We start from the raw sequence: 15,013 nt of genomic DNA on the forward strand, positions 1-15,013 counted from the left end.
CGTGACGAAGGTGCGCAAGGTGAACAAGGCGGATCCGCTGGCGGATCTGCCCCGGTGGGCGCAGCAGCTGGCCCGCAAGTACTACACGAAGACCGTCAGCACCTTCCTGCTGTACGGGGCCGTGCGCGATCTCCAGCCGCTGCAACTGGAGGACGGCGGGCGCGGCTTCGGCACGCTCAAGACCTTCTTGTCGGAGGAGCTGTTCGGCGGACGGGACCACGTCCTGTTCTACGACCGCTCGTCGGGCATCCGCTCCGCCTCGCCGGAGACGCAGAAGGACCTGGCGCGGGCCATGGCGGGCTACGACGCGATGTACGGCACCGACTACGCGAAGGTGATGCCGCGCGACCCGGGCCGTGCGCTCCAGATCCTGGAGAACTTCCTGCGCATGCGCCTGAGCGAGGGCCGCTCGCTGGCGCTCATCATCGACTTCGCGGAGACGCTGGTGCCCGGCGGGGAGATGAGCCACCTGTCCGCGGAGGACCGCTTCGTCGTGGCCACGCTGGACAAGTGGGCGCACGACCCGCAGTTCCTGGCGGGCGACGTGTCGGTGGTGCTGCTGGCGGAGAACCTGGCGGACATGTCGCCGCGCATCAGCCGCAACCCGTACGTGGCGCCCATCGAGCTGCCCCTGCCCACCGAGGAGGAGCGCCTGGACTACGTGCGCTCCAAGCTGGACGGCAAGCGGCTCCAGTCGCTGTCGGAGGTGCCGCTGGCGGGCCTGGCGAAGATGACGGCGGGCCTGTCGCGCATCAACCTGGACCGCGTGCTCACGGAGGCGCTGGAGCGCGAGATCCGCATCACGCCGGACATGCTCAAGGAGAAGAAGAAGGAGCTCATCCAGGCGGAGTGCCACGGCCTCCTGGAGTTCATCGAGCCGGCGCACAACCTGGACGCGGTGGCGGGGCACGCGCACGCCAAGCAGATGCTGCGGCAGGCGGCGTCCGCGCTGAAGAAGGGCCGCATCGAGGTCATGCCCATGGGCTACCTGCTGAGCGGGCCGGTGGGCACGGGCAAGACGTTCATGGTGAGCTGCTTCGCCGGGGAGATTGGCATCCCGGTGGTGAAGTTCCTGAACTTCCGCAGCCAGTGGCAGGGCGTCACCGAAGCCAACCTGGAGAAGATCTTCAACCTGCTGAAGGCCCTGTGGCCTGTGGCGGTGATGGTGGACGAGGCGGACACCTTCCTCGGCAACCGCGACTCCGGCGGGGACTCGGGCACGAGCAGCCGCATCTTCGGCTCCATCGCGGCCTTCATGGGCAACACGCAGTACCGCGGCAAGATCGTCTGGTTCCTGCTGACGGCGCGGCCGGACCTGCTGCCCATCGACCTCAAGCGCCAGGGGCGCGCCGAGGAGCACATCGCGCTCTTCTATCCGCAGACGGACGAGGAGCGGAACGAGCTGTTCCAGGTGATGAGCCGCAAGACGGGCGTGTCGGTGGAGGGCGTGGAGTCCTTCGCCACGCTGATTCCGGAGGGTGTGCGCGCCTTCAGCGGCGCGGACATCGAGGCGGTGATGGTGCGCTCGAAGTTCCGCGCCCTGGCGGACAACCGGGACCAGGTGACGAAGGAGGACCTGGCGGCGGTGCTGGCGGACTTCGTGCCGCCCAGCTACCCCCTGGAGATCGAGATGCAGAACCTGGTGGCGGTGCAGGAGTGCACCAGCCGGGCGCTGCTGCCGGAGAACTTCCGCGCGCTGGACCGGGACTACATCAGCCGGCGCGTGCGGGAGCTGAAGATGCTGCTCGAGGAGCAGTGAGTCCGTGCGCCGTCGGCGGAGGGTTCAGCCGACGGTGACGGGGACGCCCAGGTGCGGGTCCTGGAGCGTCTCCACCACGGCGATGCGGTCTCCCACGGCGAGCGCGTCATGCAGCACGAGGATGTCCTCGTTCGCGTGGCGGATGCAGCCGTGGGACACGTCGCCGCCCAGGAGCGCGGGCGCGCTGGTGCCGTGCAGCTCCTCGCCGCTGCGGTGGCCATCCACCCAGGAGAGGTCCAACAGCCGCGCGCCGAACACGTGCCGGTCATTCCACAGCCGCGCGCCCGCGTTCTCCGTGGCCACCTGATCCAGCTTCGCGCGCACCACCTTGAGGCCGGGGTGCGTGGGCGTGGCGGCGGTGCCCACCGCGTTGGGGAAGATGTCCACGAGTCGGCCCTCCGGGTCGAAGAGGAAGGTGCGGTGTTCGCGCAGGGCGATGACGACGCGCACCGGCTGCCCCGCGTAGAAGGGGGAAGGCAGGGCGCGTGCCTGCCCGCGCGAACCGGGTGCGGGGGCCAGGGCCTCCAGGGCGCGCAGGGTGGCCGCGTCGAGCACCCCGCTCGCACGCACGCCAGGGAAGGCCACGCTGGTCGCGTGCACCTGGAAGTTGCGGAGCGCGCGGGCCGTGTCCGGGCCGTAGCGTCCATCCGCGCCGCCGTACAGCGCGAAGCCCATGTCCAGGAGCGCGCCCTGCACCGCGCGCAGTCCGTCTCCGCGAGAGCCCGGCCCGAGCACGGCGCCCGCCGCCACGTCCGCGAGCTGGGGTGAGCCGGTGAAGCGTGCGTGCTCCAGGGGCACGACGGAGGTGAGCGTGGTCAGCGTGGGCGCGGGCTCCTGCGCCGCCAGCAGGGGAGCCGTCACCGTGCGCGCCGGCTCCTGTGCCCCCAGCAGGGGACTCGTCATTGTGCGCACGGGCTCCGGCGCCGCGCGAAGCGGGACGACCGGCGCCCCGAAGCGCATCAGCGTGTTCCCACCCGGGTAGGCCGCGAGCACGAGCGTGCTGGCGAAGCCCGTCCCGGGCGTGAGCGCCGTGCTCCCGAAGACCGTCCTGTCGTCGGGACGTTCGGCTCCACGGGATGGGACGTACCGGAGCAGGGGGGCGCCGGGAGCACGGCCCGGTTCGACAGGGGAGGGCTCCCGCGTGTCGAACGGCTCGGCGGGAAGCGAGGAGGGCTCTCGAAGCAGCGTCGAAGCAATCATGGCCCGGGCAACTGCAAGGCCCCGGCCGTCACCTCACGCTGCTCACCCCCGGGACGAGGCGCCCGGGAGCACCCACGCAGCGGCTACGGCGCGCTCAGCGACAGCAGCTTGCCGGTGGGGACCGTGCGGTGGTCCTTGATGCGGTTCCACTTCATGATGTCCTCGACGGACACGTTGTAGCGCTGCGCCACCGACCAGAGCGTCTCGCCCTCGGCCAGGGTGTGCACCTTGCCCTTGGGGCCGGCGGGCGCCTGCCCGGCGACGGCGCTGGCCACGACGATGGTGCCGCCGCGCTCCTCCACCTTCGCGGGCCCCGTGCCGGCGGGCTCCGACGGCCACACCATCAGCAGCGTGCCCACCGACAGCGTGCGGTTGCGGCGGGGCAGGTTGTTCCACTTCTTCATGTCGTCCACCGACACCTGGAAGCGGTTGGCGATGAGCCACAGGCTGTCGCCCTCCTGCACCCCGTACGTCACGCGCGTGCGGCCGTTCACCTTCTCCGTCTTCACCGGCCCTGCGGCCACGGGCCCCTTGGGCGTTCCCGCGGGCACTTCGTCCTCGGGCCGCGCCGCCACCACGCCGCTGCGCCGCGCCTGCGCCACCTTCGTCGCGAGGGCGCCGCTCACGGCCCCGTTGCCGCCCCGGCCCGTCGGCACCGGAATCACCAGCTCCGCGCGCACCTTCAGCGTCCGCGCGCTCTTGAGCCGGTTCATCTGCAGGATGGCCTCCGGCGCGGTGCCGTACTGCTGGGCAATCTGCGACAGCGTGTCGCCGCGCTTCACCGTGTGCACGCGGAACGTCAGCCGGTCCGCCGGCGACAGCTTCTGGAAGTTCTCCGCGAAGCGCGTCGCGGTGCCCGAGGGCAGCCGCAGCACGTAGGGCTTCGCCGCCGTCGCCGGAGGCGTGCACCAGCGCTTCAGCTCCGGGTTCAGCTCCTGCACGTCCGCCACGCCCACCCCGGCCGAGCGCGCCAGCACGTCCAGGTCCGTGGCGTCCGTGAGCTTCACCTCGTCGTACTCCAGCGCGGACTCGTACTGGAACTCCTCCTCGGAGAAGCCGAACGCGGCGGGGTTCTTCGCCACCAGCGCCGCGGCGATGAGCTTGGGCACGTAGTGCTTCGTCTCCTTCGCGAGCCCCTTCTCCTCCGCCAGGAGCCACCAGTCCCTCGTCCCGTAGCGCTCCACCATCTTGCGCACCCGGTACGAACCCGTGTTGTAGCCCGCCCACGCCAGGTACCAGTGGCCCAGCTCGCCGTAGAGGTCCTTCAGGTACGCCGCCGCCGCGTGCGTGGCCTTGATGGGGTCGCGCCGCTCGTCCACCCAGAAGTCCTGCTTGAGGCCGTACTGCTTGCCGGTGCTGGAGATGAACTGCCACGGCCCGGCCGCGTGCGCCCACGAATAGGCGTGCGCGGAGAAGCCGCTCTCGATCATCGCCAGGTACACCGTGTCCCGGGGCAGGCCCCTGGACTCCAGGATGGGCTGCATCACCGGCAGGTAGCGCGTGGAGCGCGCCATCCACTTGCGGAACCACTTGCGGCCAGGGCCCTGGAAGAACTGGATGTACTCGGCCACCCGGGGCTGCATGTCCACCGGGATGTCGAAGCGGTCCTTCACCAGCGAAACATCGAAGGTGGACAGGTCCGTGATGCGCGCGAGCGCCGGGGGCGTGTCGTCCTCGCGGAAGGTGGGCTCCTCCAGCGCGTCCAGCATCCGCAGCCGCAGCGGGTTCGTCAGCCCCAGCCGCCGCAGCGACTGCATCATCTCCGCGTTCGGCTTGGACTCTGGATCCAACGCGGCGCCTTCCAGGGCGCGCAGCTCCTCCAGCTCCGCGGATTCCGCCTCCACTTCCTCCGTCTCCTCGGCTTCCTCCAGGGGAACCGGGGGGGCCGCGAGGCTCCCGTCCGCCGTCAGCGAAGGCGCCTCGGCGGAGGGCAGCGCCCGCACGCCAGGCGGCGGCACGGGCTTCGGCGCCACCCCCTGCGCGGAGGGGACCGAGGCCAGGGCAAGCAGGAGCAGTGAGAGAGGCGGCATGGGAACGCCAGGCGAGGTCGCCCAGAAGCAGGCGAAGGCCGCAGTATTCGCCAGCTTTCTTGACAGTCAAACAACAAGTCGCCCGGTATGCCCTCCGGACGGACCCCGCGTGGGGGCAGGCGACCCTATTTCGCCGGGGGCTCCGCTGCCTGCCCGCTGCTTACCGGTCTTCCATGACCTGGGGCGAGGATGCGGGGCAGGTAGGTGGCGAAGTCGAAGTGCGGCGAGTTCTCCGGGTTGTGGCAGGTGACGCACACCGCCTGCCCGGGCTTGCCGACGATGGTGTCCGCGCCCGGCGCGTCCACGTGCCTGGAGCCGGGGCCGTGGCAGCTCTCGCAGCCCACGTCCTCGCGCCCGGCCACCTTGTCCAGCCGGCACACGCCGCCGGGCTGCTGCCAGCCGGTGACGTGACAGCCGATGCAGTTGAGGTGGTGCTGCTTGCCCACCGCCTCCAGCGTCTCCCACGCGTGGTGGTGCTTGCTGCCCTGCCACACGGTGGTGGCCTCCGGGTGGCAGTCCGCGCACGCCGCGCTGCCGACGAAGCCCGCCTGGTCCTTCGCGGGCAGCGGGCAGTCCTGGCCGTGCGCCTTCGCCCATTCAAGGTTCAACTTCCCCACGTCCGCGTCGTACGCCGTCACCAGCGCCTGCGCGTCCTTCGCGGAGGCCAGGTTCGACTCCAGCGGCAGGAAGCGCAGCGCGAAGCCGTTGACGTCCGTGGCGGGTGCGGGCGGCGCGGTGAGCAGGCCCTGCTTGCGCGCGGAGAGCTCGTCGCGCTTGCCCTGCTTCAGCGCCTTCAACTTCGGGTCGATGCCCGGCAGGTTGATCTCCTTGTCCAGGAGCGCGAGGCGCTGCTCCAGCGCCGTCACCTCCCGGTCCGTGTCCCCCTGCGAGCGCTGGAGCGTGAACGGCCCCTTCGCGGCCGCGTACGTCAGGTCCACGCGCAGCAGCGACCGCCCCTTGCTCTGCACCGCCACCACCGGCACGTCGGAGCGCACCAGCCGGTTCTCCTCCGCGGAGAACTCCCCGGCGCTGTGCGTGGCGACCACCAGGTTCGCGGCCAGCCCCGGCAGCGCGGCGGCCGCCTGGGCTGCCTCCAGCGGCTGGTCAAGCAGGCCCACCACGAAGTCCGCGCCCTGGGCCCGCGCCTGCTGGCTCGCCTGGACCAGCGCCTCACCGGAGGCCGCGGCCACCACGGCCACCTTGCGTGCGCCCGCGTCCAGCAGCTTCACCCCGCCCGGCGCCACCTCCGGCAGGCCCAGACCCCGGCGGAAGTCCGCGCCGCGCGTGTCGTCCAGCGCGCCCGTGGCCCGCACCGCGAGCCCCATGGTCCGGAACGCGTCCGCGAGCGCCTTCGCCTTGCGCTCCTCCTGCGGCACCTGGTCCGGCTTGAGCGTCAGCTCCCCGAAGAGGCTGTTGCCGCCGTCCACGTACAGCACCGGCTGGCCCCCCAGGCGCGCCTGCTGCACCTGGAACGCCGCCCGGCCGATGCCACCGCGCATGTTCTCGCTGCACCCGCAGGGGCCCAGGTAGCCGCGCGTGTCGGCGGAGATGAAGAGGACGGCCCCCGGTGGGGAGACCACCGGGGCGGGGGAGGAGGCGCCCTCCTGGGGGCGCGACTCCTGGCGCCTGCAACCGGAGACGAGCGCGCCCACGAGCACCGCGAGGACGACCGCGCGCATCACCATCACCTCACCAGAGGATGCTCTGCACCAGCTCGTCGATCTTCTCGCCCATCGCCTCCAGGCCGTTCACCTTGGAGAGCGAACCATCCGCGCCCACCTGCTCCGCCAGCTTCGACAGCTCGTCGTCCGGCAGGCTGGAGAACAGCACGATGGGGATGTCCTGCGTGCCGTACTCGTTCTTCAACGTGCGGCAGATGTCCGTGCCCTTCGCTTCGGGCATGTGGATGTCGGTGAGGATGAGGTCCGGCCGCCAGATCTGGAGCGTTTTCTCAAACTCCATGAGCGTGGAGGTGGCCACGACCTCATAGCCCCGTGCCTCCAGGACGGCCTTCTCCATGGCGAGGGTGATCTCGCTGTCGTCAATCAGGAGGATTCTTCGCTTCTGCTCGGACACGGCGACCTTCCTTGGGGGTCGGTTCTAGCCCACCACCTCGCAGTGCACCAATGCTTTCCCGTCAGGGGCCTGGAGCCCGCTTTCTGGCTCTCCGGCGGGGGCGTCCCCGCCCGCCCGCCTGGCCCGGGGGCAGGTCCGTCTTTCACGGGCAGGGGGCCGGAAAAGCGGTATGGAGGCGCCCATGAAGCTCCGCGCCCCCCGGGCCCTGGCGGCCCTCCTCCTCTGGACCGTCCTCTGCGGCCTCCCCGCCGCCGCCCTCAACCCCGGCCTGGGGCAGGTCCCGCAGGACCTGGACCGGCAGTCGCCCCGCGCCACCGCGAAGGGGTTCCTGGACGCGGTGCATCGTGGCGACTACCCCCGGGCTGCCCACTACCTGTACCTGGACTTCCTTCCGGCCGCCGAGCAGGCCACGCGTGGGCCCCAGCTGGCGCGCCGGCTGAAGTTCGTCCTGGACCGGGAGCTGTCCATCGACGTGTCCGCGCTGGCGAAGACGCCGGAGGTGGACGCCACGAACCCGCGCTTCGACTCGCTGGGCGCCATCCAGCTCAAGGGCGCGGGCGTGCCCATCCGCCTGCAGCGGGTGACGGTGGACGGCACGCCCACCTGGGTGTTCGCGGAGGCCACCGTGAAGATGGTGGATCCGCTCTTCGACGAATACGGCCCGCTGCTCACGGAGACGCTGCCGTCCTTCTTCTTCGACCGCTCCGTGCTGGGCCTGGAGCCGTGGCAGTGGCTGGGCCTGGTGGTGACGCTGCTGGGCGCGTGGATCCTCTCCTACCTCCTGGAGAAGCTGCTGCTGGCCGCGGCCCTGCGCGTGGCGCGCTGGACGAACATCAGCTGGGATGACCAGGTCGTCAACGCGGGCCGGGGGCCCCTGCGCCTGCCGTTCTTCGCGGGCCTGCTGGCGCTGGGCACGTCGTTCCTGCTGCTGCCCCCGCCGCTGCGGCTGTTGAGCGGCCGGGTGAGCTACTCGCTGGTCATCGTCGCGGTGGCCTGGTTCATCCTGCGCTTCCTGCGCGTGTCGGAGGCGTTCGTCCAGAGCCGCGTCACCACCGAGGCGGGCAACAAGCCCCGCGCGCGCTCGCTGCGCACCCAGCTGGCCGTGCTGCGCGCGGTGTTCGAGGTGGCCACCTACGTCATCGCCGCCGCGCTGCTGCTGATGCAGTTCGAGGTGGTGCGCAACGTCGGCGTGTCGCTGCTCGCCTCCGCCGGCATCGCCGGCCTCGTCATCGGTCTGGCCGCGCAGAAGTCCATCTCCACGCTGCTCGCCGGCATCCAGCTGTCCATCACCCAGCCGGTGAGCATTGGCGACCAGGTGCTGGTGGAGAACGAGTTCGGCACCGTGGAGGAGATCACCCTCACGTACGTCGTTTTGCGCATCTGGGACCAGCGCCGGATGGTCATCCCCATCACCCAGTTCCTGGACAAGCCGTTCCAGAACTGGAGCAAGGGCTCCCCGGAGATGATGGGCACCGTCATCCTCCAGGTGGACTACATGGCGGACATCGACGCGCTGCGCGCCGAGCTGGACCGCGTCCTGGCGAACGAGGGCAAGCACCTGTGGGATGGCCGGGTGAAGACGCTGGTCGTCTTCGACGTGATGGACAAGACCCTCACCGTGCGCGCGCTGGTGAGCGCGGCGAACTCCAGCCAGCTGGGCGACCTGCGCTTCCTCGTGCGTGAGCGCCTGGTGCTCTTCCTGCGCGCGCGGCCCCAGTGGCTGCCCACGGTGCGCAGTGAGTCCCGGCCCGCCCAGGCCCAGCCCACCCGGGACGAGGACGCCGCCTCGGCGGGCGCCCCGGAGCCCCGGGCCTGAGCCCGGGGGGCGCCGGGAAGAGCGGACGCTTGCACGGATGTTCGCCGCGCGATGAATATGTCGCCCCGCGCGCCGTATCACGCGCAAGACAAGAGCAGTCGCACCCACGCTTGGGAGTCCAACAGATGAAGCGTCCTGTCACGTTGTGCGGAGCCCTGGCGCTCCTGGCCGTCGCCGCGCCGCTGACCGCGAGCGCCCAGGAGCGTGACGGTCGCACCGACGGACCCGAGGAGTCGGAGTACGGCAAGGGCGGCTACGGCGACAACCGCCGGGGCGTCTCGCTCCAGTTCGACTGGGGCGCGGCCATCAACTCCCGGGAGAACCCCGCGGGCGCGCCGGAAGGCCCGCCCCTGTTCGTGGGCGCCACCGTCTCCCTCTGGGGGGATGACTGGTACCGCCTGGACGCCAGCGGCGCCTACGTCTTCGACGGCGGCCGGTTCATCGGCAACGTGGGTCCCACCTTCCGCACCTGGGGCTGGCCGGTGTCCTTCACCGCCGGCATCAAGGCGGGCGCCATCGTCATCCCGGAAGGGGAGGGCCTGCGCTTCGCCCTGTCGCCGCAGATTGGCGCGGAGCTGTTCCTGGGCCGCCGCGACCGCGTGCTCATGGGCCTGCACTACTCGCCGGACATCCCCATCGGGGGAGGAGGAGTGACGAACCGGTTGTTCATGAACATCGGATACCGGTTCTGACCGCCATGATCGCCCAACTGCTCGCCGCCACCGTCGCGCTGACCGCTGCCCAGGCGCCCCGCGCCGCCGCCCCCCCCGTCTCCCTGCCGTTCCCCACCGGGAACACGCAGACCTACAACATCATCCAGTGGGACCCGAACCAGCTTCCGCGCATCTATGAGCGCTCGGACCAGCTGCCCCTCACGGACGAGGAGCTGACCAAGCTGTCCCAGGCCGGCTTCGAACCCGCGCAGCTCGTGAAGATGATTGAAGAGCGCCGCTGCGCGTGTGACGCGAGCGCGGACGGCCTCATCCGCCTGAAGAAGGCGGGCGTGGACAAGACGGTCATCGCCGCGGTGTCGCGCCAGGGGCTCGCGCCCAACCGGGAGCTGAACCTGCTGGTGACGCTGGACTTCACCGGCGAGGGCCGCACCGCGCGCGAGGCGTTCCTCTACTTCTTCGTGGACGACGGGGACATCACCCGCGTGTTCTCCGCGAACCTCCCGGAGCTGCTCCAGCGCCGCAACACCCATGAGACGATGGTGGACCGCAGCGACATCGTGATCGCGCGCACGGTGCGCCGCATCCAGCTTGCCGGCCGCGTGCCGCTCAGGACCTACGGCGCGCACCGCGTGCTGGTGGCCGCCAGCGCCAGCCCCACGCTCACGCACCCCTCGCAGCTCACCGCCCAGGAGCGCGCGAAGGCGCAGACGTACACCTTCGACTATCCGCGCAGCTCGTTGCAGAGCCTCTGCCGTCTGACGGCCGGCTACCGCCGCGACGCGGTGCTTGCGTACAAGTGGAACTTCGAAGGCAGCCGCTTCGAATGCGAATGGAACTAGGAGTCAACCCGACCATGAACACCCGCCGCCTGTTGCTGTCCGCCCTCGTCGCCGTGTCGCTCGTCGGCTGTGGGGGGCCGCGCGCCTTCACGCGTGGCACCTACGAGGACCCCAACACCATCGAGATGCTGGGGGACCGTTTCAACGAGAACGACCTGCAGCTCATCGCGAAGAAGATGGCCGAGTCGCTCGCCAGCTCCCCGCGCTTCGCCCAGCCCCCGCCCCAGGGCTCGCCCCTGCCCATCGTCCTCGTGGGCAAGCTGCGCAACAGCACCAGTGAGCACATCGACATGCGCTCGCTGGGCGACAAGATCCAAACGGCGCTCGCGCAGACGGGCCGCTTCGCGCTGGTGGACCAGCAGGCGCGCCAGGACATCGCGGAGGAGTACGAGTACCAGCAGTCCGGCTACGTCAGCCCGGACGCCGCCAAGGCCCCCGGCCAGCAGGCGTCGGTGGACTTCCTGATGACGGGCGACCTCGCCTCCATCATCCAGGAGGTCGGCCGCGACAAGCTCGTCTATTACAAGATGACCGCGAAGCTGAACGACGTGCGCTCGGGCACCATCGCCTGGACGGACGAGAAGCAGATCCGCAAGAAGTTCGAGAAGCAGGGCGTGAGCTGGTAGTCGCCTCCGTGTCCAACGTGTCCGACATCGCCTCGCGGGCCCCACGCGCCACCGTCCGACAGGGCGTGGCGCGCTGGGGCCTGCTGTTCGTCACCGCCCTGGGCCTGCTGAGCGGCTGCGCCAGTGACTACGTGGCGCGCACCGCGGCGGCGCGCCTGGCGTACCAGGCCTCCGACTATCCGCGCGCCCTGCGGGAACTGGAGGACGAGGAGAAGGGCGCCCCGCAGCGCGACCAGCTCCTGTTGATGCTCGACAGGGGCATGGTGCTGCACGCGGCGGGGCAGTGGGAGGCGAGCACGAAGGTCCTGGCGGAGGCGGACCGGCTCGTGGGGGAGCTGGACATCACCTCCGTGAGCGAGGAGGCCGGCGTGCTCCTCAGCAACGAGCGCCGGCGTGCCTACCGGGGAGAGGACTTCGAGAAGCTGATGATCTCCGTCCTCCAGGCGCTCAACTACGCGCAGCTGGGTCGGGACGAGGACGCGCTCGTGGAGGTCCGCCGCGTCAACGAGCGCATCGAGAAGATGATCACCGACGAGAAGAAGCCGTACGAGCAGCTCGCCATCGCCCGCTACATGGGCGGCGTGTTGTACGAGGACCAGCGGGAGTGGGACTCGGCCTTCATTGACTACATGAAGGCGTACGAGTTGGAGCCCCGCCTGGGCGGACTGGTGGAGCCCCTGCTGCGGCTGGCGAAGAAGACCGGCCGCGACGACGCCTACGCCATGCTGTCCCAGAAGTTCCCGGACGTGGAGCACTCGCCGCCCGGGCCGGAGGACGGGCAGCTCGTCGTGGTGGTGGAGGCGGGCCTGTCGCCGGAGAAGACGTCCGCGTCGCGCGACTACAACGACTCCGGGGAGCTCATCTCCGTGCCGGTGTACCGCGACCGCGGAGGCACACCGGCGGTGCGCGTGGCGGTGGGGGACCGCTCGGAGCGGGCGGTGACGGTGACGTCGCTGTCGCGGGTGGCCCAGGTGCACCTGAACGACCGCATCGGCCGGATGCTGGCCAAGCAGCTCGCGGGCGCCGTGGCCAAGGCGGGCGTGGCCGCGGGCGTGGGCGCGCTGACCAAGAGCAAGGAGCTGGGCGTGCTGACCTTCCTGCTGCTCAACGCCGGCAACCAGCCCGACCTGCGCTCCTGGCTGTCGCTGCCCGCGGAGTTCCAGGTGGCGCGCTTCCGGCTTGCTCCGGGAAAACACACCGTCCAGGTGGACGCGCCGGGCCGGCCGACGACGCACGCGGTGGAGGTGAAGCCGGGCCGGGTGGCGGTGCTGGTGGTGCGAAGCTATTGAACGCCGCGTTTTGCGGTTAGGGTGCGCGCCCCATGTCGCCGGTCGTGGCTGAAGTCTTCCTTTATTCCTGCATCGTCGTGATGAGCGCGCTGGCCGGCGCGGCGGTGGTCGTCCTCAATGAGAAGTCCACGCGGCTGGTGACGTTCCTGGCCTTCGCGGCGGGCGTCATGTTCGGCGCGGCCTTCTTCCACATGCTCCCGGAGGCGTACGAGGGCGGCGGCTGGTGGGCCTTCGCGCTCGTGCCGCTGGGCTTCCTCTTCGTGCTGGTGCTGGAGCGCTACCTCGTCGCGCACGCCTGCGAGGAGCCGCCGGACTGCGCGGAGCACGTCCACGGCCGCGCGCTGGGCCTGAGCGCGTTCCTGGGCCTGTCCACGCACACGCTCTTCGACGGCATCGCGCTGGGCTCCTCCGTGAAGGAGGGCGTGGGCGCCATGGCGCTGCTGGCCATCACCGCGCACAAGATTCCCTCGTCGCTGTCGCTCGCGTCCATCCTCCAGGCGGAGGGCAAGAAGCGCGGCACCATCCTGGCGTACACGGCGCTGTACGGCCTGATGGTGCCGGTGGGCGCGCTCCTCTACTTCGGCTTCGACGCGGTGCTGCGCTTCGAATCGCTGGCGCCCAAGGCGCTGGCCTTCTCCGCGGGCACCTTCCTCTACATCGCCGTGTCGGACCTGCTGCCGCACGTGAACAAGCACGGGCGGGACAAGCCCGGACGCAACCTGGTGGCACTGGCAGCCGGGTTGCTGGTGATGTTCGTGCTGGCGCGCGTCCTCGGGCACACGGAGCACTGACGCACCATGGAACGACGCACGGACTGGTACGAGCACCCGGAGTACTACGAGGCCATCTTCGGCACGGACACCGTGCGCGAGGCGGACTTCCTCCAGGCGCTGAGCCAGCGCTACGGCACCGGCGGCAACCAGTGGCTGGAGCCCGCGTGCGGCGCGGGCCGCTTGGTTGAGGAGGCCGCGCGCCGGGGCCTGCGCGTCGCGGGCTACGACTTGTCGGACGCCATGCTCGCGCACGCGCGCAAGCGCCTCACCCCCGCCGAGCGCCGCCGCGTGAAGCTGTCACGGGCGCGCATGGAGGACTTCTTCGACCCCGGGCTGGAGGGCCGCGTGGACCTGGCCCACACCCTGGTCTCCACCTTCCGCTACCTGGACAGCGAGAAGGCCACGGTGGAGCATCTCACCGGCACGCGGCGGCTGCTCAAGCCGGACGGCCTCTACGTGCTGGGCTTCCACCTCACCGACTACGCGCGCCCGGGGCCGGAGCACGAGCGCTGGGTGGGCCAGGTGGGCCCGGACAAGGTCGTCTGCAACACCCACGAGGGCCTGCCGGAGAGGCGCCTGCGCCGCTCGCCCATGCGCAACCGGCTGCGCGTCACCGGTCCCGGCAAGGACTGGCTCATCGAGACGACGTGGTATTTCCGCACCTACGACGAGCCCCAGGCGAAGCGCCTGTTCCGCAAGGCGGGCCTGCGCGTCGTGGCCACGTTCACCTTCGACTACGACCTGGAAGCGCCGGTGGGGCGCGGCAGCAACCGGTTGGATCGCGTCTTCGTGCTCCAGCCGGACACCGCCACGCCCTGACAGCGGCCCTGCCCTGGAGGGTGGGGTGGGGTGTCCTCGGGTGGATGGAGGCCCGGGCTCCTGGCGCGGGCCGCTGGAGTCCCGGTGCTAGCGTCCCCGGCATGGAAGCCTCGCCGGCACCGGGGACGCAGGCGCGCGGGGATGGCCGCGAGGCGCGGCTGCTCCTGGGCTTCGACTTCGCCGGCACCTTCGTCTTCGCGGTGGAGGGCGCCATCGCCGCCATCGCGGGCGGGTTGGATCCGCTGGGCATCCTGGTGCTGTCGTTCACCACGGCGCTGGGCGGCGGCATCCTCCGCGACCTGCTCATCGGCGCCATTCCGCCCAACGCCATCCGCGACCCGCGCTATGCCCTGGTCGCCTTCGCGGGCGGCGCGACGGTGCTGCTCCTCCACCGCTTCGTGAGCTTCGTGCCGCCCGCGCTCCTCGTCACGCTGGACGCGGCCGGGCTGTCCCTGTTCGCCATCGCCGGGGCGCGCAAGGCGCTGGACTTCGGCCTGCGCCCGCTCATGGCCATCCTCATGGCCGCCATCACCGGCGCGGGCGGCGGCACCGTGCGCGACCTCTTCCTGGCCCACGTCCCCACCGTGCTGCGCGCGGACATCTACGCGGTGGCGGCGCTGTCCGGGGCGCTCGTCATGGTGGTGGGCCAGCGGCTGGGGCTGCCCTCCCGGACCATGGCCTTCGTGGGGGGCGCGGCCTGCTTCGCCCTGCGCGTCATCAGCGTCTGGCGCGGCTGGAACCTGCCCCACCTCTCCGGCATGGGGAGGGGATGACCCGGCCCCTTCGTTGGGGGCCCAGGCATGTGACGCGTCAGGCCCGGAATGGACGCGTCCGCGTTCCGGATGGACGCGTCCGCGTTCTGTCAGGACGCATTGGGTGGCAGGCGTTCAGCGGAACTGCCTGGAATCACATGGTTTCAGCTTCTGGCACGGCATCCGCAAGAGCCTGGCGGCACATGCTGGCAACGGCGTGTACCGCATCCGGCTGCACCCGGAGCGCGGAAGGAGGGGCCGCTCCTTCCGCGCTCTCCATCCTTCATCTCCGATAGAGTCCGCGTCTGATTTCAGGACGGCTTCGCCGGTCTGCGGTGGCGCGGCATCCGCACGGAGGCG

At 70.8% G+C, this 15,013-nt stretch carries 13 protein-coding genes; 9 read left to right on the top strand and 4 right to left on the bottom strand.

The genetic code is table 11. The features are described 5' to 3' along the window. Window position 1: 1 nt before the first annotated feature. A complete protein-coding gene (locus OV207_RS29990; RefSeq protein WP_193349390.1) occupies window positions 2–1,759 on the top strand; it encodes an ATP-binding protein in 1,758 nt (585 codons plus the stop codon). Between the two features lie 24 nt (window positions 1,760–1,783). On the opposite strand, the gene OV207_RS29995 is transcribed toward OV207_RS29990, so the two are convergent. The 4 genes from OV207_RS29995 to OV207_RS30010 all read right to left on the bottom strand — a co-directional run bounded on the left by OV207_RS29995 (window position 1,784) and on the right by OV207_RS30010 (window position 7,065). Then, window positions 1,784–2,959: a L,D-transpeptidase family protein gene (locus OV207_RS29995; protein ID WP_267558470.1), complete on the bottom strand. Its 1,176-nt coding sequence runs from the start codon at window positions 2,957–2,959 to the stop codon at window positions 1,784–1,786. An 83-nt stretch (window positions 2,960–3,042) separates the two neighbouring features. Further along, window positions 3,043–4,989: a LysM peptidoglycan-binding domain-containing protein gene (locus OV207_RS30000; protein WP_267558471.1), complete on the bottom strand. Its 1,947-nt coding sequence runs from the start codon at window positions 4,987–4,989 to the stop codon at window positions 3,043–3,045. Between the two features lie 125 nt (window positions 4,990–5,114). Next, complete coding sequence (locus OV207_RS30005) at window positions 5,115–6,668, bottom strand: cytochrome c family protein (RefSeq protein ID WP_267558472.1); 1,554 nt, start codon at window positions 6,666–6,668, stop codon at window positions 5,115–5,117. A gap of 10 nt (window positions 6,669–6,678) precedes the next feature. After that, window positions 6,679–7,065 carry a response regulator gene (locus OV207_RS30010; protein ID WP_120533289.1) on the bottom strand — a complete coding sequence of 129 codons (387 nt, stop codon included), beginning with the start codon at window positions 7,063–7,065 and terminating at the stop codon, window positions 6,679–6,681. Window positions 7,066–7,246: 181 nt separating this feature from the next. Between OV207_RS30010 and OV207_RS30015 the strand changes: the two genes are divergently transcribed. The 8 genes from OV207_RS30015 to OV207_RS30050 all read left to right on the top strand — a co-directional run bounded on the left by OV207_RS30015 (window position 7,247) and on the right by OV207_RS30050 (window position 14,674). After that, entirely contained in the window at window positions 7,247–8,881 is a 1,635-nt protein-coding gene (locus OV207_RS30015) for a mechanosensitive ion channel family protein (RefSeq protein WP_267558473.1), read from the top strand. A 125-nt stretch (window positions 8,882–9,006) separates the two neighbouring features. Then, window positions 9,007–9,573 carry a hypothetical protein gene (locus tag OV207_RS30020; RefSeq protein WP_193349394.1) on the top strand — a complete coding sequence of 189 codons (567 nt, stop codon included), beginning with the start codon at window positions 9,007–9,009 and terminating at the stop codon, window positions 9,571–9,573. 5 nt (window positions 9,574–9,578) lie between these two features. Then, complete coding sequence (locus OV207_RS30025; protein WP_267558474.1) at window positions 9,579–10,394, top strand: hypothetical protein; 816 nt, start codon at window positions 9,579–9,581, stop codon at window positions 10,392–10,394. A 14-nt stretch (window positions 10,395–10,408) separates the two neighbouring features. After that, window positions 10,409–11,020 carry a penicillin-binding protein activator LpoB gene (gene lpoB / locus OV207_RS30030; RefSeq protein WP_193349396.1) on the top strand — a complete coding sequence of 204 codons (612 nt, stop codon included), beginning with the start codon at window positions 10,409–10,411 and terminating at the stop codon, window positions 11,018–11,020. Window positions 11,021–11,028: 8 nt separating this feature from the next. After that, a complete protein-coding gene (locus tag OV207_RS30035) occupies window positions 11,029–12,309 on the top strand; it encodes a COG3014 family protein (RefSeq protein ID WP_267558475.1) in 1,281 nt (426 codons plus the stop codon). Between the two features lie 32 nt (window positions 12,310–12,341). Further along, a complete protein-coding gene (locus OV207_RS30040) occupies window positions 12,342–13,100 on the top strand; it encodes a ZIP family metal transporter (protein WP_193349397.1) in 759 nt (252 codons plus the stop codon). Between the two features lie 6 nt (window positions 13,101–13,106). Next, complete coding sequence (locus OV207_RS30045; RefSeq protein ID WP_267558476.1) at window positions 13,107–13,901, top strand: class I SAM-dependent methyltransferase; 795 nt, start codon at window positions 13,107–13,109, stop codon at window positions 13,899–13,901. Window positions 13,902–14,002: 101 nt separating this feature from the next. Further along, window positions 14,003–14,674 carry a trimeric intracellular cation channel family protein gene (locus OV207_RS30050; protein ID WP_267558477.1) on the top strand — a complete coding sequence of 224 codons (672 nt, stop codon included), beginning with the start codon at window positions 14,003–14,005 and terminating at the stop codon, window positions 14,672–14,674. Window positions 14,675–15,013 lie beyond the last annotated feature (339 nt).

The organism is Corallococcus sp. BB11-1 (genome assembly GCF_026626625.1).
GTDB lineage: Bacteria > Myxococcota > Myxococcia > Myxococcales > Myxococcaceae > Corallococcus > Corallococcus soli.

Excerpts from the sequence above, each read along its gene's own strand:
- OV207_RS30020 (WP_193349394.1), top strand. The coding sequence starts at position 9,007 with ATGAAGCGTCCTGTCACGTTGTGCGGAGCCCTGGCGCTCCTGGCCGTC.
- OV207_RS30005 (WP_267558472.1), bottom strand. The coding sequence starts at position 6,668 with ATGCGCGCGGTCGTCCTCGCGGTGCTCGTGGGCGCGCTCGTCTCCGGT.
- lpoB (WP_193349396.1), top strand. The coding sequence starts at position 10,409 with ATGAACACCCGCCGCCTGTTGCTGTCCGCCCTCGTCGCCGTGTCGCTC.
- OV207_RS30000 (WP_267558471.1), bottom strand. The coding sequence starts at position 4,989 with ATGCCGCCTCTCTCACTGCTCCTGCTTGCCCTGGCCTCGGTCCCCTCC.
- OV207_RS30025 (WP_267558474.1), top strand. The coding sequence starts at position 9,579 with ATGATCGCCCAACTGCTCGCCGCCACCGTCGCGCTGACCGCTGCCCAG.
- OV207_RS30040 (WP_193349397.1), top strand. The coding sequence starts at position 12,342 with ATGTCGCCGGTCGTGGCTGAAGTCTTCCTTTATTCCTGCATCGTCGTG.
- OV207_RS30015 (WP_267558473.1), top strand. The coding sequence starts at position 7,247 with ATGAAGCTCCGCGCCCCCCGGGCCCTGGCGGCCCTCCTCCTCTGGACC.
- OV207_RS30050 (WP_267558477.1), top strand. The coding sequence starts at position 14,003 with ATGGAAGCCTCGCCGGCACCGGGGACGCAGGCGCGCGGGGATGGCCGC.
- OV207_RS30045 (WP_267558476.1), top strand. The coding sequence starts at position 13,107 with ATGGAACGACGCACGGACTGGTACGAGCACCCGGAGTACTACGAGGCC.
- OV207_RS29995 (WP_267558470.1), bottom strand. The coding sequence starts at position 2,959 with ATGATTGCTTCGACGCTGCTTCGAGAGCCCTCCTCGCTTCCCGCCGAG.